General features: G+C 63.3%; 17 protein-coding genes. 11 read left to right on the top strand and 6 right to left on the bottom strand.

Translation table 11 applies throughout. From position 1 onward, the window contains the following. Positions 1-180 precede the first annotated feature (180 nt). Both NKJ40_RS23815 and NKJ40_RS23810 read left to right on the top strand, forming a co-directional pair. Complete coding sequence (locus NKJ40_RS23815) at positions 181-735, top strand: DUF4142 domain-containing protein (protein ID WP_352468147.1); 555 nt, start codon at positions 181-183, stop codon at positions 733-735. A gap of 247 nt (positions 736-982) precedes the next feature. After that, on the top strand, positions 983-1,225 hold the full coding sequence (locus NKJ40_RS23810) for a hypothetical protein (protein ID WP_023677112.1): 243 nt from the start codon (positions 983-985) through the stop codon (positions 1,223-1,225). 99 nt (positions 1,226-1,324) lie between these two features. On the opposite strand, the gene NKJ40_RS23805 is transcribed toward NKJ40_RS23810, so the two are convergent. Next, a complete protein-coding gene (locus tag NKJ40_RS23805) occupies positions 1,325-2,113 on the bottom strand; it encodes a DUF1236 domain-containing protein (RefSeq protein ID WP_352468151.1) in 789 nt (262 codons plus the stop codon). A gap of 204 nt (positions 2,114-2,317) precedes the next feature. Here NKJ40_RS23805 and NKJ40_RS23800 point away from each other — a divergent pair, with 204 nt between their 5' ends. The 4 genes from NKJ40_RS23800 to NKJ40_RS23785 all read left to right on the top strand — a co-directional run bounded on the left by NKJ40_RS23800 (position 2,318) and on the right by NKJ40_RS23785 (position 5,644). Beyond that, positions 2,318-2,617 (top strand): DUF1236 domain-containing protein, encoded by a 300-nt coding sequence (locus tag NKJ40_RS23800; RefSeq protein ID WP_023677114.1) that lies wholly within the window; start codon positions 2,318-2,320, stop codon positions 2,615-2,617. A 345-nt stretch (positions 2,618-2,962) separates the two neighbouring features. Then, positions 2,963-3,811 (top strand): MetQ/NlpA family lipoprotein, encoded by an 849-nt coding sequence (locus tag NKJ40_RS23795; RefSeq protein WP_352468146.1) that lies wholly within the window; start codon positions 2,963-2,965, stop codon positions 3,809-3,811. 98 nt (positions 3,812-3,909) lie between these two features. Next, complete coding sequence (locus NKJ40_RS23790; RefSeq protein WP_502903747.1) at positions 3,910-5,007, top strand: methionine ABC transporter ATP-binding protein; 1,098 nt, start codon at positions 3,910-3,912, stop codon at positions 5,005-5,007. Beyond that, on the top strand, positions 4,988-5,644 hold the full coding sequence (locus NKJ40_RS23785; protein WP_352468145.1) for a methionine ABC transporter permease: 657 nt from the start codon (positions 4,988-4,990) through the stop codon (positions 5,642-5,644). The genes NKJ40_RS23790 and NKJ40_RS23785 overlap by 20 nt, the downstream gene beginning before the upstream one ends. 34 nt (positions 5,645-5,678) lie before the next feature. Here NKJ40_RS23785 and NKJ40_RS23780 read toward each other — a convergent pair whose 3' ends face one another. After that, entirely contained in the window at positions 5,679-7,421 is a 1,743-nt protein-coding gene (locus NKJ40_RS23780; RefSeq protein ID WP_352468144.1) for a hydantoinase B/oxoprolinase family protein, read from the bottom strand. 1 nt (position 7,422) lies between these two features. Then, entirely contained in the window at positions 7,423-9,507 is a 2,085-nt protein-coding gene (locus tag NKJ40_RS23775) for a hydantoinase/oxoprolinase family protein (protein WP_352468143.1), read from the bottom strand. Positions 9,508-9,725: 218 nt separating this feature from the next. Here NKJ40_RS23775 and NKJ40_RS23770 point away from each other — a divergent pair, with 218 nt between their 5' ends. From NKJ40_RS23770 to NKJ40_RS23750, 5 genes are all read left to right on the top strand, one after another. Then, on the top strand, positions 9,726-10,553 hold the full coding sequence (locus tag NKJ40_RS23770) for a ferredoxin--NADP reductase (RefSeq protein WP_352468141.1): 828 nt from the start codon (positions 9,726-9,728) through the stop codon (positions 10,551-10,553). 163 nt (positions 10,554-10,716) lie between these two features. Next, positions 10,717-11,766: a deoxyribose-phosphate aldolase gene (gene deoC, locus NKJ40_RS23765; protein ID WP_352468140.1), complete on the top strand. Its 1,050-nt coding sequence runs from the start codon at positions 10,717-10,719 to the stop codon at positions 11,764-11,766. A 13-nt stretch (positions 11,767-11,779) separates the two neighbouring features. Beyond that, the gene (locus NKJ40_RS23760; RefSeq protein ID WP_352468139.1) at positions 11,780-14,152 is read left to right on the top strand and encodes an aldehyde dehydrogenase family protein; all 2,373 of its coding nucleotides are present in this window, start codon (positions 11,780-11,782) and stop codon (positions 14,150-14,152) included. Positions 14,153-14,321: 169 nt separating this feature from the next. Beyond that, positions 14,322-15,053 (top strand): SDR family oxidoreductase, encoded by a 732-nt coding sequence (locus tag NKJ40_RS23755; RefSeq protein WP_352468138.1) that lies wholly within the window; start codon positions 14,322-14,324, stop codon positions 15,051-15,053. A 166-nt stretch (positions 15,054-15,219) separates the two neighbouring features. Beyond that, positions 15,220-16,065: a fumarylacetoacetate hydrolase family protein gene (locus tag NKJ40_RS23750; RefSeq protein WP_352468137.1), complete on the top strand. Its 846-nt coding sequence runs from the start codon at positions 15,220-15,222 to the stop codon at positions 16,063-16,065. Between the two features lie 167 nt (positions 16,066-16,232). On the opposite strand, the gene NKJ40_RS23745 is transcribed toward NKJ40_RS23750, so the two are convergent. The 3 genes from NKJ40_RS23745 to NKJ40_RS23735 are packed head-to-tail and all read right to left on the bottom strand — an operon-like array spanning position 16,233 to position 19,144. After that, on the bottom strand, positions 16,233-17,231 hold the full coding sequence (locus tag NKJ40_RS23745) for an ABC transporter ATP-binding protein (protein ID WP_352468136.1): 999 nt from the start codon (positions 17,229-17,231) through the stop codon (positions 16,233-16,235). A 15-nt stretch (positions 17,232-17,246) separates the two neighbouring features. After that, positions 17,247-18,308 carry a Gfo/Idh/MocA family protein gene (locus NKJ40_RS23740; RefSeq protein ID WP_352468135.1) on the bottom strand — a complete coding sequence of 354 codons (1,062 nt, stop codon included), beginning with the start codon at positions 18,306-18,308 and terminating at the stop codon, positions 17,247-17,249. Then, positions 18,305-19,144: a carbohydrate ABC transporter permease gene (locus NKJ40_RS23735; protein WP_352468134.1), complete on the bottom strand. Its 840-nt coding sequence runs from the start codon at positions 19,142-19,144 to the stop codon at positions 18,305-18,307. Before NKJ40_RS23735 ends, NKJ40_RS23740 begins: the two co-directional genes overlap by 4 nt. Between the last annotated feature and the right edge of the window lie 9 nt (positions 19,145-19,153).

Raw genomic sequence — 19,153 nt, 5'->3', positions numbered from 1 at the left:
CCCCCCCCCCCCCCCGGCCCTGGCGTGCCCCCGGCCCCCCCCCCCCCCTCTGTTTTTTTGTTCGGTCCACCACCGTTGTGGGCGGGGCGGGGGGGGGCCCCCCCCCCCCCGACCAAGCAACCTCGCCGCAGCTTCCGCGTTGAGCCATCGGAGGGATGACGTCAGCCTCGGAGAACTTCCATGAAAACACTTCTATCCATCACTGCGGCAGCGATGATGGCCGGCGCGCCTTTGGCTGCTTTTGCTCAATCGGCGACGCTGACGCCTCTGACGACCGACACCATGAGCAAGGTTGACACCGCGACGTTCGTCAAGACCGTGCCCATCGCCAATACATTCGAAATCGAATCGAGCCGACTTGCGCAGACGCAGGCGACTGCCGACGACGTGAAGGCATTCGCGGCGCAAATGGTCACGGACCACACCAAGGCCGGCGAGGACTTCAAGGCGGCGCTCAGCAGGGGTCAGACGACTTCCGCCACCGCGCCAGCCGGCCCGTCGCTGGACACCAAGCACCAGGCGCTGCTCGACCAACTCAAGGAGGCCAGCGGTGACAGCTTCCAATCGAAATATATCGACATGCAGACCCAGGCGCATAAGGAAGCGGTGGCGCTGTTTTCCGCTTACGCAAATTCCGGCGACGATCCGGCGATGAAGGAGTTTGCCAAGAAGACGCTGCCGGTGCTGCAAATGCACGAACGTCACGTGAAGGATCTCGCTGCCGCGCATCAATGAGAGCGAGGAGTGCCTTTTGCAAACGAAAGGCCGCCCCACACACGGCCTGTGTAAAGCGGCTGTAGTCCGGCCACACGGCCGGGAACAAAGCACCGAGAGTGCCGTTATTTATCCGGCTTGTTCGGGGAGGATCCAATGGAAGGCGGCATTCGCGAGGCCTCAAGGATAGTAGCGCCGGCTTTCGGCACCGTCCTGGTCGCCGCTGTCACAGGCTGAAATCGCTTTCCGAACGGGACAGGCTGCCTTCATGCGCTACGGCGAGATATTTGCAAATGTTACGGCACTCATGTTGCTGGCCTTGATGATTGGCGGCGTCTTCGTCCTGTTTGGAGAGCCGCTGTGGCCGCGGCACTACGCGAGAATGGTGCTGGTTACGGATATCGATGCCATGACCACCGCGTCAGTCCGAACAAGCTGCGTGCCCAGTCCATGCCTGCCCGACACCATCGATCACACCGTGCTCACTCCTCGCCCCGAGGACGGACCGTGATCTGCGATTGCAGCAGACGCGGAGCGAGGAGATGCGGAAAGGCCCGCCACGCGACCTGCGCGACGGACCCTTTGGTTCAATCAAACCGTCTGGCCACAACTAAGTCAGGATAATCACGATCTTGTAGGTATTCGGGTCGACGATGACGATCCGGCCATCGGCGAGCACGAAATACTCATAGCCTTCGTAAGCCGGAACGATCTTGACAATGCGCGCCGGCAGACGATGCAGCCGGACTTTCTTTCGCGGAACCTCGATGCCGACAGAGATGTCGAAATCGACGCTGGAAACGGGTTGGACGTTCGTCTCCTTGATGACCTGAGTGATCTCCGTCTTCTGTTCAACGGTCACATTGCTGATGGAAGCGGTCGAACTCTGGTCTTGCGTCTGCGTCGAGGCATTGCCCTGAGTCTGCTCGGTGGTCGTGGTCCCAGTCTTGCCCTGAGCCTGCTCCTCGGTCTTCATTTTCGTGTTGCCTTGGGCCTGCTCGGTAGTGGTGGTTCCGGCCTTGCCTTGGGCTTGCTCGTCGGTCTTCATCTTGGTGTTGCCCGTGGCCTGCTGGTCGGTCGTGGCGCCGGCCTTGCCCTGGGCCTGCTCTTCGGTCTTCAGCTTCTTGTTGCCCTGCGCCTGTTGATCAGTCGTAGCGCCGGCCTTGCCCTGGGCCTGCTCGTCGGTCTTCAGCTTCGGTTTGCCCTGCGCCTGTTGATCAGTCGCAGCGCCGGCCTTGCCCTGAGCCTGCTCGTCCATCTTGGCGCCATTCTGGCAATTGGCAGCGCCGGCTGCGCAATTGGCGCCGGACTGGTCGTCGGTCGACTGCTGCGTCTGGGCAAGTGCAGCTCCGCAGCTGACGCTGATTGCTAGCATGCTGGTGATCAGAACGCCTTTCATGAGAGATCTCCTTGGAAAATGCGTCCCTTCACCGCGTAAAACTGCGGCTAAAAAATTTTGTTCCAAACCAATGGAGCGAAACGGCAAGCGATCCGAGTGGCGGAACAAGCTCCACCTGATGACGTTACCGGCCTATAGCGACCCCGCTGCGAACGGCATGACGCGGCGCAGCGCAGAGGTGGCTCACGACGAAAGGAGACGATCATGAGAATGCATCTTTCGGCAGCCGCGGCTGGGTTCTTGCTGCTTGCGGGTATTGGCGCCGCTGCCGCTCAGGACGTGGTCATCGAACCGCAGCAGGAGACGATCGTACGCGAGTATGTGAAAAAGCAGCCTCTGGCGTCCGTCCAGCTTCCCGGCGTGGAGCTCAATGTCGGCTCGACCCTGCCCGATACCGTCGAGCTTCATGAGGTTCCCGACGTCAAATACCGCTATGTCGTCGTCGACAATCGGACCGTCCTGGTCGATCCTGGCACGCGCAGGATTGTAAAGGTCATCGAGTGAGCAAGCGCGTCGCTTTGAAGGGACATGCGGCGCGTCCAGCATTGTCGACATCCCAAACTGCTGCCCGTGTTGGGCATTCGGACGCAGAAAGGCCCGCCGCTTCGAAGCACGGCGGGCCTCATAGCGGAGACGACAGCCGGACAATTTCTGAGCCAGCATTGGCTTGGAACGCATGATCCCAGCACGCGCTGTGCTCGCCAGGCCCGAAACTTTGAGAGAATATTCCTGGCTTGGCGTTTCGCGGGAAATACGGTGCTTTGATCCGACGGTCAGCATTCCCGATGATGCCGGCAAGGCTTGGCACTCCGCTTGGCCGCAACGACTTCAGAACCGACGGGATAGATCATGTCTGGGAACACCAACACTTTGCTCTCATTTCTCTCCGCAAGTATAAACCGGCGCGCCGGTCTGGCTGTACTTTTCGCGTCGGCGGTTGCGATTGTCGGCCTTGCTGCGCCGTCGTTCGCCGAAGACAAGACGGCGGTCAAGGTCGGCATCATGAGCGGCGAGGACGAGGACGTCTGGCGCGTCGTCACCGCCCACGCGGCGGAGAGAGGCCTGACGATCGAGACCGTGGTGTTCAACGACTATACCCAGCCGAATGAAGCACTCGAGCGTGGCGAAATCGACGCCAACGCCTTCCAGCACAAGCCCTATCTCGACAACCAGATCAAGACGCAGGGCTATCACATCGTCCCGGTCGGCTATACCGGGGTCTGGCCGATCGGCCTCTATTCCAAGAAGTACACGAAGATTGCCGACCTGCCCGAAGGCGCCGTCATTGGCGTGCCGAACGACCCGTCCAATGAGGGCCGCGCACTGCGCGTTCTGCAGAGCGAAGGTCTGATCAAGCTCAGGGAAGGCACCGGCATTCTGGCTACGACGACCGACATTGCCGAAAACCCGAAGAAATTGGTCGTCAAGGAGCTTGACGCTGGCATTGTCGGGCGCTCGGTGGAAGATCTCGACGGGGCCGTAGTCAACACGGATTGGGCGCTTAAAAGCGGCCTCACACCGGAGAACCGCATCGCCCAGGAGGCGGTGGCCGACAATCCCTACCGCAACTTCATCGCGGTCAAGGCCGGCAATGAAAACCAGCCTTGGGTAAAGACATTGGTCGCCTCCTACCAGAACGAAAAGGTGAGGGCCGAATTCGATCGGGTCTACAAGGGAGCCGGCATCAGCGCCTATTGATGCCGAGCTCGACTGGGCGCTGAAGCCCGGCGTGATAAAGCGGTCCGCGCTCCAACGTGGACCGCGATCGCGTTTGCGGCACCAATACAGGAACTTTCATGAACCAGCATTTCGCCTCGGTCACCGAAATCATGCATCCCATCGGCAGCCGTTCCGCCGGACCGGACGATGTCGTGCGCCTCATCGAGCTGAAGCGCCGCTTCGGCGCGACAGCGGCGCTGGACGGCGTGTCGCTCAGCGTGCGCCAGGGCGAGATCCTCGGCATCATCGGCCGCAGCGGCGCCGGCAAGTCGACGCTGATACGCTGCCTGAACGGCCTGGAGCGGCCGGATTCAGGACAGGTCTTCATCGAAGGCCGCGACATCAGCCGGCTCGGCGAGCGCGAATTGCAGCCGCTGCGCCGGCGCATCGGCATGATCTTCCAGCATTTCAACCTGCTGTCCGCCAAGACGGTCGAAGACAATGTAGCGCTGCCTCTCAAGATCGAAGGCCGGCCCAGGGCCGAACGCCTGGCGCGCGCTGCCGAGCTGCTCGAGCTCGTCGGCCTGTCGGAGAAGGCGAAAGCCTATCCAGCGTCGCTGTCGGGCGGACAGAAACAGCGCGTCGGCATTGCCCGGGCGCTTGCGGCGCGGCCGGCGCTGCTGCTGTCGGACGAAGCGACCTCGGCGTTGGACCCGGAGACGACGCGCTCCATCCTTGCCTTGCTCAGAGACATCAACCGGCAGCTCGGCCTGACCATCCTGCTCATCACCCATGAGATGGAGGTGATCCGTTCGATCGCCGACCGGGTCGCGGTGATCGACGCCGGACGAATCGTCGAGCAAGGGCCGGTGTGGTCGGTGTTTGCCGATCCGAAGTCGGCGATCACACAAAGCCTTCTCGGCGGCATCAGGCCGCAATTGCCGGCGGAGATCGCAAGCCGGCTAACGCAGAACGCCGGCGTGGAGGCGATCCTCAGGATCGACGTGGCGGGTGAGGCCGCGCGAAGCCCGCTTTTGTCCGATCTTGCCTCGGCAGTTCCCGGCTGGTTCCGCCTCGTGCATGGCGGCATCGATCACGTCCAGCAGCAGCCTGTCGGGACACTGTTCGTGGCGGTCGCCGGCAGCAATGAAGCTCACCTGGCAGAGGTGATCGCGTTCTTGAAAGCCCGCCAAGCGCGGGTGGAGGTGCTTGGCCATGTCGCCGGTTCTGTTTGAGCTTCTCGTCCGTTCGATCTGGGAAACGATCCTGATGACGGCCGCCTCCGGCCTCATCTCGCTGGTTTTCGGGCTGCCGCTCGGCCTGGCGCTGGTCGCCACAGACCGCGGCGGCATCGCCGAAAACCTGTGGGTGAACCGCGCGCTTGGCGCGGTCATCAACGGTTTCCGCTCGGTGCCTTTCATCATCCTGCTGGTTGCGCTGATCCCGGTGACGCGGCTGATCGTCGGCACCTCGATCGGCACCTGGGCAGCGATTGTGCCGCTGTCGATCGCGGCGACGCCCTACTACGCCCGGATCGCCGAAGTGTCGCTGCGCGAGGTCGACCACGGGCTGATCGAGGCGGCACGCGCCATGGGCGGCAACCGCTGGACGATCATTCGCGAGGTGCTGGTGCCGGAAGCGTTGCCCGGCATCGTCGCCGGCTTCACGGTGACGCTGGTGACGCTTATCGGCGCCTCGGCCATGGCCGGCGCCATCGGCGCCGGCGGGCTCGGCGACCTCGCCATCCGCTACGGCTACCAGCGCTTCGAGACGTCCGTCATGATCGCCGTTGTCATTGTGTTGATCATCCTGGTCTGCGGCATCCAGTGGGCCGGCGACCGGCTGGTCGCGAGGCTGGATCATCGGAACTGAGAGCGTGGCACAGCGGAGATGCTGGCCAGCGTCGTCAGCCGCCGCGCCGCTTTTCGGTCGCTGCCCGGTCAATCGCCAACCCGTTCGCCGACAGCGCGACGCCGAACTTTTCGCCGGCTTCTGCGGGTGTGTAATAGCCCAGGGCGACATCCCGAGCGACCAATTCCGGATCCCGCTGCAACGGGTCACCGTAGCCGCCGCCGCCCGGCGTGCCGACGCGCACGCGATCGCCTGCCTTCAGTGCGATGTCCTGCTCCTTGGACAGATGCGGCGGCACATGTTCCTTGCCGTCGCGGAACACGGTCACCGTGTTGACCGCGCCGTCCTTGCCGCCGAGCGCGCCCTGCGGGCCGAAGCGGCCATGGTCCATGACGAAGGAGGCGCGGGCGTCGCCGCGCAGGATTTCCACCTCATAGGCAAGCCCGAAACCGCCGCGATGCTTCCCGGCGCCGCCCGAGCCTTCGCGCAGGGCGTAGTGGCGGTAGAGCACCGGGAAGGCCTGCTCCATGATTTCGACCGGCGGCGACTTGGAGATGCCTATGGTCGAGCAGCCATTGGTCAGGCCGTCGTGACCGGCATTGCCGCCATAGCCGCCGCCGGAGATCTGGTACATGACATAATCGCGGCCGCGCGCCGGATCATTGCCGCCGAGCGCGAAATTGCCGCTGGAGCCGGCGGGGGCCGCCGTCACCTTGTCCGGCAGCGCCTGCACCATCGCCGCGAACACCGCCTCGGCAATACGCTGCGAAACCTCGGCCGCGCAGCCCGATACCGGGCGCGGATATTTGGCGTCGAGGAAGGTGCCTTCCGGCCGCTTGACGATCAGCGGCTCGAAGGCGCCAGCGCTGATCGGCACGTCGGGGAAAATGTGCCGCATGGCGAGATAGACCGAGGACAAGGTCGTCGCCAGCACGCTGTTCATCGGCCCAGCGCAGGGCTTTGACGAGCCCGAGAAGTCGAAGCTGAGCGTGTCGCCCTGTTTCTCCACAGCAAGCGCGATGATCAGCGGCTCGTTGACCACGCCGTCCGAATCAACAAAGGCCTGCGACCGGTAAATGCCGTCGGGAATGGCCGATATGTTGACGCGCATCTGTTCGGCGGCGCGGCGCCGCAATTCGGCGATCGCATCGACAACCGTTTCATCTCCGTAACGATCCAAAATTCCGTTGAGCCGGTCCTGGCCGATCAGCAGTGCGGCCGCCTGCGCGCGGATGTCGCCGATGCGCTGGTCGGCAACCCTGATGTTCGAGCAGATAATGGCGTAGATTTCGCGATCGAGCACGCCCTTCTTGAACAGCTTCACCGGCGGCAGCCGCAAGCCTTCCTGCTCGACCGCCGTTGCCGAGGCGGAGAAGCCGCCCGGCACCGAACCCCCGATGTCGGGCCAGTGGCCGGTGTTCGACAGCCAGCAGAATATCTTGCCGTCCCGGTAGACCGGCATCGCGAAGCGCACATCCATCAGATGGGTGCCGCCGAGATAGGGATCGTTGACGACGTAGATATCGCCTGGCTCGGGCGGCAGGCAGCGACCGTCGGCGATCATCTCGATCACCGTTTTGGTCGAATACTGCATGACGCCGACGAACACCGGCAGGCCCTGGCTGCCTTGCGCGATCAGCGAACCGTCGAGCGCCGAATAGATGCCGTCGGAGCGGTCATTGGCCTCGGCGATAACAGGCGAGAACGCGGCGCGCGAAAACGTCAGGTCCATTTCGTCGCAGACCTGCTGCAGCGCCGCCTGGATGACCGAAAGGGTGATGGCGTCGAGCTTTTGCATCTCAGGCCTCACCGATATCGATGATGATGTTGCCGTCGGCATCCGATCGCGCCCGGTCGCCGGGCTCCAGCACCGTGGTGGCATCCATCTGTTCGAGGATCGCCGGACCTTCGATTGTTGCGTCGAGCGGCAACTTCTCTCTGCTGTAGACCGGCGTGTCGTGCCAGCGCCCGCCATACCAGACAGGCCGGATCTCGCGTCGCGCCCCTTCGAGCGTTTTGGCGCGGCCAGCCGGGTCGATCAGCCGCGACAGGTCGATCGCCGGCCGCACGCCGGTCACCGAGGTGTTGAGGTTGACCAGATTGGCGCGGATTTCCGGCAGCTGGACCTTGAAGCGGGCGAAATAGGCCTTCTCGAACAGTTGCTGCAGTACCTCGCGTGTCACCGCAGACGACGGCAGCGGCACGTTGATGATATGCGTCTGGCCGACGAACTGCATGTCGGCGGAATGCGTGACGCGGATCATTTCCGGCTTCACCGCTTCCTTGCCGACCAGCTCCTCGCCTTCGTTTCGGTGCCGTTCCAATACTCCGTGAAGCTGGATTTCATCGAGACTGGCCACCGGCTGGTTGACCGTATTAACGAAATCATGGCGCAGATCGGCGACGACGCAGCCGAGCGCATTGGTAATGCCCGGCCGCGCCGGCACCAGCACCTTGGGCAGGCCGAGCTCGCGGGCCAATGCTGTCGCATGCAGCGGCCCGGCGCCGCCGAAGGCGAACAGCGCGAAATCGCGCGGGTCGTGGCCGCGTGACACCGACACCATGCGGACGGCGCCGGCCATCTTCACGTTGCCCAGCCGCAGCACCGCTCCCGCCGCGTCGACGCCGGACAGGCCGGTGGCGCGGCCGATCCTGTCCTCGAATATGCCGGTGACGCGTTCGACGGTGACCGGGTTTTCCACCGCAAGCAGCTTTTTCGGCGCTAGCCGACCGAGCACCAGATTGGCGTCGGTGATGGTCGGCTCCAAGCCGCCGCGTCCGTAGCAGATCGGCCCGGGATTGGCGCCGGCGCTTTCCGGGCCGATCTGGATCAGGCCGGCCGCATCGACACGGGCGATCGAACCGCCGCCGGCGCCGACCGTATGCACCGCCACCATCGGCACATGGATCGGCATGGCATATTCGATCTCGATCTCGTTCGACACCGCCGGCTCGGCGTTGCGTATCAGCGCCACATCGGTCGAGGTGCCGCCCATGTCGTAGGTGACCAGGTTTTCGAAGCCGGCGCGCTTGCCGGTATAGGCGGCGGCAATGACGCCGGAGGCGGGGCCGGACATAACGGTCTTGGCCGACTCACGTGTGACAAAGCGGGCCGAGATCATGCCGCCATTGCCGTTCATGATCAGGAAGTCGCGGGCGTAGCCTTTTGACGCCAGTTCCTTGCGCAGCCGTTCGACATAGCGTTCGAGGATCGGCTGCACCGAGGCGTTGACCGAAGCGGTCACGCCGCGCTCGAATTCGCGCGCTTCCGAAAGCAGCGCATGGCCTGTCGTGATGTAGCCGTTCGGCCAAAGCTCGGCGCCGATCTCAGCGGCGCGCCGCTCATGCGCCGGGTTGGCGTAGGAATGCAGGAAATGGATGACGAGGGATTCGCAGCCGGCTTCGATCAGTTGTGAAATCGCTGCCCGCATCTCGGCCTCGTCGAGCGGGATGCGCACCGCGCCCGAGGCTTCGACCCGCTCCGAAACTTCGAGCCGCAGATTGCGCGGAATGATCGGCACGAAAGTGCCTGTCATGCCATAGGCTTGCGGCCGTGTCCGCCGGCCCAGCTCGATCACGTCGCGAAAGCCGCGCGTGGTGATCATGCCGGTCTTTGCCAGCCGGCGTTCGAGCACGGCGTTGGTTGTGGTCGTCGTGCCGTGCACGATGAGGTCGATGCCGTCGACGGGAAAGCCGGTGGCACCAAGAGCTGCAACGACGCCGAAAGCCTGGTTGTCGACCGTGGTCGGGGTCTTGGCGATATGTACCCGGCCACCGTCGCGGCCGTCGATCAGAAGCAGGTCGGTAAAGGTTCCGCCGACATCGATGCCGGCGACGACGCTGCCCGCCAAATCCTGCGCTTGCGCCGAAAAATTCTGTTCCATTGTCGAAACCCGAAATGCCCGAACTGCTTACGTGCCTCAGTTTGGAAAGCTGTTTTACGGCGGCGTCTTGACGCAAATATCGTTTGTATACTAATAAATTCCGGACACAAGAGCTTACCGCTTCGGAGTGTGCAAACGGCACGCTGGAACCTGACAGGTTCGGGCGCGCAGGTGAAGATTTGGTGCGGGCGCCGAGCTGGCCCAGAAGGTTAGGTTTGATGAACACCACATCCGCGTTCAACACTGCCGGCGCCCGGCCGTTGCAGTTTCCGATACCGGCCAATGTCTATGCCGAAACCGTGGTCTCGGTGAAGCATTATACCGACCGGCTGTTTTCGTTCCGCATCACCCGGCCGCAATCACTGCGCTTCCGCTCCGGCGAGTTCGTCATGATCGGCCTGCCCAATGCCGAGAAGCCGGTGTTCCGCGCCTATTCGATCGCCAGCCCGTCCTGGGACGACGAGCTGGAATTCTTCTCGATCAAGGTGCCGGACGGCCCGCTTACCTCGGAGCTGCAGAAAATCGAGATCGGCGATACCGTCATCATGCGGCAGAAGTCGACCGGCACGCTGGTGGTCGACGCGCTGACGCCGGCCAAGCGCCTGTTCATGATCTCGACCGGCACCGGCATTGCTCCCTTCGCCAGCCTGCTGCGCGATCCCGACACTTATGAGAAGTTCGAGCAGGTTATCCTGACCCATACCTGCCGCGACAATGCCGAGCTCACCTACGGCCAGGAGCTGGTGGCCGCGCTGGAGAACGATCCGCTGATCGGCGAACTGACCGGTGGCCGCGTCACGCTCTACAATTCGACGACACGTGAGACCTCCGAGCGCATGGGCCGCATTACCGCGCTGATCGGCTCGGGCAAATTCTACACCGATCTCGGCATCGACAAGCTCAATCCCGAGACCGACCGAATCATGATCTGCGGCTCGATGCATATGCTCAAGGACGTCAAGGAGCTGGCTGAAAGCCACGGCTTCCAGGAAGGCTCGCTGCATCATCCGGCAAGCTTCGTCGTCGAGCGCGCCTTCGTCGGCTGAGACGCGGCAGTTCAGCGTCCACTGGTTTGCGACCCTGATTTTGATCATACGGTCAAAAATCGGCTGCCTTGACCGCCTTTTTCCGCTATGACCGCTTGAAGGACTCGTGAAGCGCTGCTTCACGGTCTATCTTCGGCATAAGTCGCTGAACAAGGGGCAGGAGATGAGCAGCACAATCCGCGAAACCGATCTCGGCACGTCCAAGATCACGCCGCTGCCGGCGCGGCCCGCCGCCAATGCGCCTATGCCGCAGGCCCATGGCATTGCCCGCAATCCCGGCATGAGGCTCGATCTTGGCTTCATGGAATCGGTGCGCAGCGTCAACCGCTCGGCGCTGGAACGCCGCGTCGCCAGCCTGACCAAAAGACGCTCGATCAAGGCAGATAACCAGGCCGCCTGGCTGCTGCGCGCTGTCGCCTGCATGGACCTGACGACGCTGAACTCGAACGACACGGAAGAGCGCGTGCGCCGGCTCTGTGCCAAGGCGGTCAACCCGTTCCGCCGAGACATTGCCGAGGGGCTCGGCATTACCGGTGAAAAGATCCGCCCGGCGGCGGTCTGCGTCTATCACCCCTTCGTCGCCACTGCCGTCGAGGCGCTGCGCGGCAGCGGCGTCCATGTCGCCGCCGTTTCCACGGCTTTCCCACATGGCCTTGCACCGCTTTCGACACGTCTGCAGGAGATCGAAGCATCGGTCCGCGACGGCGCCGACGAGATCGACGTCGTCATTCCGCGCGGCCTGGTATTCGGGGCGAAATGGCAGGAGCTCTATAACGAGATCGTCTCGATGCGTGCCGCTTGCGGCGAGGCGCATCTGAAGGTGATCCTCGGCACCGGCGACCTCGCCACGCTGCGCAACGTCATGCTCGCCTCGATGGTGGCGATGATGGCGGGTGCAGATTTCATCAAGACCTCGACCGGCAAGGAAAGCGTCAACGCGACGCTGCCGGTCGGCCTTGCCATGGTGCGCGCCATCCGCGCCTATTTCGAGGAAACCGGCTATCTCATCGGCTTCAAGCCGGCCGGTGGCATTTCCACGGCAAAAGCCTCGCTCGATTGGCTGGTGCTGATGAAAGAAGAACTGGGCCGGCCTTGGCTGGAGCCAGAGCTGTTCCGCTTCGGAGCATCGAGCCTTTTGACCGACATCGAGCGCCAGCTCGAGCATCATCTGACAGGCCGCTACTCGGCCAATCATCGCCACGCGATGGCTTGATTCGGAGCGCTTCATGAACATTCTCGAACGCTATCACGCCATGGATTACGGCCCGGCGCCGGAAGCCCGCAACGAGGCCGATGCCTGGCTGGCGACCCGTGATTTCTCGAAAGCGTTGTTCATCGGCGGCGACTGGAAAGCAGCTGCAAATGGCAAGACCTTCGACACCAGCGATCCCGCCTCCGGCAAATTGCTGGCCAAGGTGTCGGACGCTGCTGCCGCCGATATCGACGCGGCGGTTTCGGCCGCCACAAAAGCGCTGCCGAAATGGAGCGCCAGCACCGGCTACAGCCGAGCCAAAGTGCTCTATGCCATCGGCCGCGCCATGCAACGTCACCAACGGCTGTTCGCGGTGCTTGAGACAATCGACAACGGCAAGCCGATCCGCGAAAGCCGCGACATCGACGTGCCGCTGGCGATCCGCCATTTCATCCATCATGCCGGCTGGGCGCAGGCGCTGGACAGGGATTTTCCAGGCCATAAGGGCGTCGGCGTCGTCGGCCAGATCATCCCGTGGAACTTCCCGCTCTTGATGCTGGCCTGGAAGATCGCGCCGGCGCTCGCCGCGGGCTGCACCGTGGTGCTCAAACCCGCGGAATTCACGCCGCTCACCGCCATCCTCTTTGCCGAGATCTGCGGACGCGCCGGCGTGCCGAAGGGCGTCGTCAACATCGTCCAGGGCGGGCCGGAGGCGGGCGCGGCCATCGTCAACCATCCCGGGATCCAGAAGATCGCCTTCACCGGTTCGTCCGAGGTCGGCAAGATCATCCGCAAAGCCACGGCCGGCTCGGGCAAGAAACTGTCGCTGGAGCTTGGCGGCAAGTCGGCCTTCGTCGTCTTTGAGGATGCCGATCTCGACAGCGCCGTCGAGGGGCTGGTCGACGGCATCTGGTTCAACCAGGGCCAGGTGTGCTGTGCCGGCTCGCGCCTTCTGGTGCAGGAAGGCATCGCCGACGCCTTCATCGCCAAGGTCAAGACGCGGATGAGCCGGCTGCGCGTCGGCAGCCCGCTCGACAAGAACACCGATATCGGCCCGCTGGTCGATTTGACCCAGCTCGATCGCGTCAAGGGCCTGATCGCCGAAGGCGCCAAACAGGGCGCGGTCTGCTGGCAGCCGGACTCGGCGCTGCCGTCCTCGGGCTATTACCATCTGCCAACGCTGGCGACAGGTGTTTCGCCGGCTAACATTCTGGCACAGGAAGAGGTGTTCGGGCCGGTGCTCGCCACGATGACCTTCCGTAACACCGAGGAAGCGATCGACCTCGCCAACAACACACGCTATGGCCTGGCCGCTTCGGTGTGGAGCGAGAACATCAATCTTGCCCTGCACGTCGCGCCGCAACTGAAGGCCGGCGTCGTCTGGGTCAACGGCACCAATATGTTCGACGCTGCCTGCGGCTTTGGCGGCTATCGCGAGAGCGGCTTTGGCCGCGAAGGCGGGCGCGAGGGCATGTTCGAATATCTCTCGGCAAAGCTGCCGCTCGGCCCGGTCATCAAACCGGCAACGTCTTCGGCCCAACCTATCGAGCAGGCGGAAGGTGGCGCCATCGACCGCACGGCAAAGCTGTTCATTGGCGGCAAGCAGGTCCGGCCGGACGGCAATTATTCCTTCGCCATCGCCAGCGCCAAGGGCAAGCTTGCCGGCGAGGTCGGGCTCGGCAACCGCAAGGATATCCGCGATGCCGTGGCGGCGGCGCGTGCATGCAAGGCCTGGCCGGAAGCGACCGCCTACAACCGCAGCCAGGTGCTCTACTACCTTGCCGAAAACCTTTCCGGCCGCGCCGACGAGTTTGCCGCCCGTTTGACCCAGCTCACCGGCGCGACCGCCAAGGCGGCGCGCGACGAGGTCGAGCTGTCGATCGAGCGACTGTTCCTCTATGCCGGCCTGGCCGACAAATTCGAGGGCCGCGTCCACCAGCCGCCGGCCCGCGCCGTCACGCTGGCGCTGCACGAACCGGTCGGGGTTGTCGGTATCGTCGCGTCGGACAACGCACCTTTGCTTGGCCTGATCTCGCTGGTTGCGCCTGCGCTCGCCATGGGCAACACCGTGGTCGCGGTACCATCCGAAAGATACCCGCTGCTTGCCACCGACCTCTACCAGGTCATCGAATATTCCGACGTTCCGGCGGGCGCCATCAACATCGTTACGGGCCGTAGCGCCGAGCTTGCCGGCGTATTGGCCAAGCATGACGATGTCGACGGGCTTTGGGTATTCGCCGATGCCGAGACCTGCGCCAGGGCCGAAGCCGACTCTGTCGGCAATCTCAAGCGCGTCTGGACCGGCCATGGCCGCAGCCTCGACTGGACGTCGAGCGAAGCAGCCGGTGATGCCTTGTTGCGCCGTGCGATCGAGGTCAAGAACGTCTGGGTGCCCTACGGCGACTGAGTGTCCCGGAGGGACGTCCGGGCTTGACGGGCCAAAAGATGTTCTTTACCGAGAAAAAACATTTGGCCGGCAGGCGAATATCGAAAACAGGCGGGATAGTAGCGCCCGTCTGGCACATTGCGACTTGGCCGTATGCCGGTAAAAACCGACGGCCACAGAGGAGACAAGCATGGCGGATCTGAAAGGCAAAATCGTTGTCGTCACGGCAGCTGCGCAAGGCATCGGCCGGGCGAGCGCGCTGGCGTTCGCCAAGGCAGGCGCCGTCGTCCATGCCACCGACATCAACGAGGTTGTGCTCGCCGACCTCGGCAAGACTCCCAGCATCAAGACCCGCAAGCTCGACGTGCTGAACGACGAGGCGGTGAACGCCGCTTTTGCCGAGATCGGCGCCGTCGACGTGCTGTTCAACTGCGCCGGCTTCGTCCATTCCGGCTCGATCCTAGAGATGAAAGACGGCGATCTAGACTTTGCCTATGATCTCAATGTCCGCTCGATGATCCGCACCATCCGCGCCGTACTGCCCGGCATGCTGGAGCGTGGCGACGGCTCGATCATCAACATGGCGTCGCTGGCCAGTTCGACCAAGGGCGTGCCGAACCGCTTCGTTTACGGGCTGACCAAGGCAGCCGTCATCGGCCTGACCAAATCGGTCGCCGCCGACTATGTCGGCAAGGGCATACGCTGCAATGCGATCTGTCCGGGCACGGTCGAAAGCCCGTCGCTGCAGGATCGCATGCATGCGCAGGGCGACTACGACGCAGCCCGCGCCGCCTTCATCGCCCGTCAGCCGATGGGCCGCCTCGGCACGCCCGAGGAAATCGCCGACCTCGCCGTCTATCTCGCCGGTGCCACCTATACGTCGGGGCAGGCTTATAATATCGACGGTGGCTGGTCGATCTAAGAGGCCATTTGAAAACCCTACTCCGCCGGGCGCCTGACGCGGCTTTCTGCGCTTCCGGTGCTCACGTACTTTAAGTACGCTCCGCTCCGGTTCTCGAAACCCACGCCATTCGCCGCAGCGGAGCGAGTTTGCAAACGGCCTCTGGTCGCAACTGGGAGAAAACTGCATGAAACTGCTGCGCTATGGCGAGGCGGGGAGCGAACGCCCCGGCCTGCTCGATGCCGATGGAACGATCCGCGACCTCTCCGCCCATGTCACCGACATTGCCGGCAAGGCGCTTGACCCGGCATCACTTGAGACATTGTCGAAGCTCGATGTGAAATCGCTGCCGGCGGTTTCCGGCAAGCCGCGGATCGGCGCCTGCGTCGCCGGCACCGGCAAATTCATCTGCATCGGCCTCAACTATTCCGACCATGCCGCCGAAACCGGCGCCACCGTGCCGCCGGAGCCAATCATCTTCATGAAGGCAAGCTCGGCTATTGTCGGGCCTAACGACGACGTGCTGATCCCGCGCGGCTCGGTCAAGACCGACTGGGAAGTCGAGCTCGGCGTGGTCATCGGCAGAAAAGCGAAATATGTCACCGAGGCCGAGGCGCTGGATTATGTCGCCGGCTACTGCGTCGCGCATGACGTCTCCGAGCGCGCCTTCCAGGCCGAGCGCCAGGGCCAGTGGACCAAGGGCAAGAGCTGCGACACGTTCGGGCCGATCGGTCCGTGGCTGGTGACAAAGGACGAGGTCAAGGACCCGCAGAACATCCCGATGTGGCTGACGGTCAACGGCAAGACCATGCAGAACGGCTCGACCAAGACCATGGTCTTCGGCGTCGCTTATCTCGTGTCCTATCTCAGCCAGTTCATGTCACTGCACCCCGGCGACATCATCTCGACCGGCACGCCGCCCGGCGTCGGCCTCGGCATGAAGCCACCGGTCTTCCTGAAGCCAGGCGACGTCGTCGAGCTCGGTATTGAAGGGCTTGGTATACAGAAGCAGACGTTCAAGGCGGATTTGTAGGCGTTTCACTTTGGCAAGTTTGCGCCGCCCCTCATCTGCCTGCCGGCATCTTCTCCCCGTATAGTGACGGGGAGAAGGACGAAGCTCCAGCGCTGACGTCCCCCTCTCCCCGTCTCTATACGGGGAGAGGGTAAGGGTGAGGGGCAGCGCCAACCTTTGCCGCGAAGCTACTTCAGCACCTTCCCATCGGGTCCAAACCGGTATGTCTTCGCCGGATCCGGCGTCGCATAGAGCGTGGCACCAGGCTCAGCGTTATAGACGCCAAAAATGCGCACGGTGATCAAGCCGGCCTTCTCGCAGTCGAGATAGAGGTTGGTGTCGGCGCCGAGATGCTCGGCATGCACGACCGTGCCTTTCCAGGCGCCGGATTTGGGGTCGACCGTCAAATGTTCGGGACGGACGCCGATGGTCTTTGCCGTTTCGCCAAGCCTGGCGCCGTCGACGAAATTCATCTTCGGTGAACCGATGAAGCCGGCGACGAACTCGTTTGCCGGCGAATTGTAAAGCTCCATCGGTCCGCCGATCTGCTCGATTTTGCCTGCATTGAGCACGACGATCTTGTCGGCCAGCGTCATTGCCTCGACCTGGTCGTGGGTGACATAGATCATCGTTGCCTTCAGCCGGCGGTGCAATTGCGCGATCTCCAGTCTGGTGTTGACGCGCAGTGCGGCGTCGAGGTTCGATAACGGCTCGTCGAACAGAAAAAGCTTGGGCTCACGCACCACGGCACGTCCGATGGCGACGCGCTGGCGCTGGCCGCCGGACAATTCGGCCGGCCGCCTCTCGAGGTAGGGCTCCAGCGACAGCATCGACGAGGCGATGCCGATGCGGCGGTCGATCTCGGCCGCCGGCGTGCCCGCCTGCTTGAGGCCGAGACCCATATTGTTCTTCACCGTCAGATGCGGGTAAAGCGCATAGGTCTGGAACACCATGGCGATGCCGCGCTTGGCCGGCGGCGTTGCGGAGACGTCGTGGCCGTCGATCACCACGCGGCCTGAGGTCGAGTCCTCCAGCCCGGCAATAACCCTGAGCAGCGTCGACTTCCCGCAGCCGGATGGACCGACGAAGACCACGAACTCGCCATCCGTCACCTCGAGGTTGATGCCCTTCAGCACCTCGACCGGCCCGAAGGCCTTTTTCACGTTCTCGATGTTCAGCGAACCCACGGCGTCGTCCCTTTTCTAGAGTTTCACGGCGCGGCCGCTGCGCACGCTCTCGTCGGCTGCAAGGCAGACGGCGAGCGACTTCACCGCGTCGTCCATGTGGCGGGTCAAGTCCAGATCCTCGCGGACCGCCTTCAGCACAAACGCCTGTTCAAGGTCGCAGAGGTCCTGATGGCCGGGCTCGCCTTGCATCGACAGCATCTCATCCGGTTTGGCGAATTTGCCGTCCGCTCCGGTTGCCGCACTGTGCAGGCGGATGGTCGAGGTCTTGGTGTGGGTGTCGATGTCGTCGGACCTGACGCCCTCTTTCATGACGATCGACACGCAGCCATTGGGCGAGATCACGTCTTTCACGAAGAAAGCCGTCTCCGAAATCATCGGCCCCCAGCCGGCCTCGTACCAGCCGACCGAGCCGTCGTCGAACAGCACCTGCAGGTGCCCGTAATTGTACATCGACGGCGCGATCTCGTCGCTCAGCCGCAGCCCCATGCCGCGCACCTCGACCGGCCTGGCGTCGGTGATCTGCAGCATCACGTCGAGATAATGCACGCCGCAATCGACGATCGGCGACGTCGTCTGCATCAGCTGCTTGTGCGTCTCCCAGCTGTGGCCGGAGGATTGCTGGTTGAGGTTCATGCGGAACACGTAAGGGCCGCCGAGCTTCCGCGCCTCGGCGATCAGCCTGATCCAGGACGGGTGGTGGCGCAGGATATAGCCGATCACCAGTTTCTTGCCGTTGGCCTTGGCTGCTGCGACGACGCGTTCTGCATCGGCAACCGTCGTTGCCAGCGGCTTTTCGACGAAGACATGGCAGCCGGCCTCGAATGCCTTGACGGCATAGTCGGCATGGCTGTCGGAATAGGTGGCGATGCAGGCGACATCGGGCTTTTCGTCGCGTAGCGCCTCGTCGAAGGAACGCCGGATGGCGTAGGTCGAAAGCCCTTCCGGCAGCGGCACATCCGAGCGGTTGACCAGCGCGGCGATCTGGAATCCCGGATTGGTGTGATAGGCCAGCGCATGGCTGCGCCCCATATTGCCGAGACCGGCGACGACAACGCGAAGGGGTTGTTGCGAACTCACTTGACCGCTCCCGAAGTGATGCCGCGGATCAGCTGCCGCGAGAAGATGACGTAGAGGATCAGCACCGGCATGATCGCCAGCGACAGGGCGGCCAGGATGGCATTCCAGTTGGTGACGAACTGGCCGAGGAACAGCTGCGCGCCGAGCGTCACGGTCTTGGTCTCCTCCGACGGCGCCAGGATCAGCGGGAACCACAGATCGTTCCAGATCGGGATCATGGTGAAGACGGCAACCGTCGCCATCGATGGCCTGACCAGCGGCAGCACCAGCCGGAAGAAGATGGTGTATTCGGACAGGCCATCGATCCTGCCGGCGTTCTTCAGATCGTCGGAGACCTGCTTCATGAATTCCGACAGGATGAAGACGGCAAGCGGCAGGCCCTGCGCCGTATAGACCAGGATCAGCGCCGTCAGCGTGTTGACCAGCCCGCTCGCCACCATCAGTTGCAGGATGGCGACGGTGCCGAGGCGGATCGGGATCATGATGCCGAGCGCCAGGTAAAGCCCCATCAGCGAATTGCCGCGGAAGCGGTATTCGGACAGCGCGAACGCAGCCATGGCGCCGAACAAAAGCACGAAGAACAGCGAGGCGACGGTGACGACAAGGCTGTTCTGGAAATAATGGATGAAGTCGCCCTGGCCGATCACCGTGGTGTAGCCGATCAGGTCGAAGGTCCCCGGCGTCGGCGGCGTCAGCGGCGCGCCGAAGATCCCGGCACGCGATTTGAACGAATTCATGATCACGAGGATCACCGGAAACAGCGCGATCGCCGTGTAGGTCAGAAGGATCACATGGGCGCCGATTGTGCGGGGAAGGGAGCGGGTTGCCGTGCTCATGGTCGCGCT

Origin of the sequence: Mesorhizobium sp. M0119, from assembly GCF_040322615.1 — a bacterium.
Lineage (GTDB): Bacteria > Pseudomonadota > Alphaproteobacteria > Rhizobiales > Rhizobiaceae > Mesorhizobium.
The sequence above is the reverse complement of the archived record's forward strand: the minus strand, read 5'-3'. Positions and strand labels throughout refer to the sequence as shown.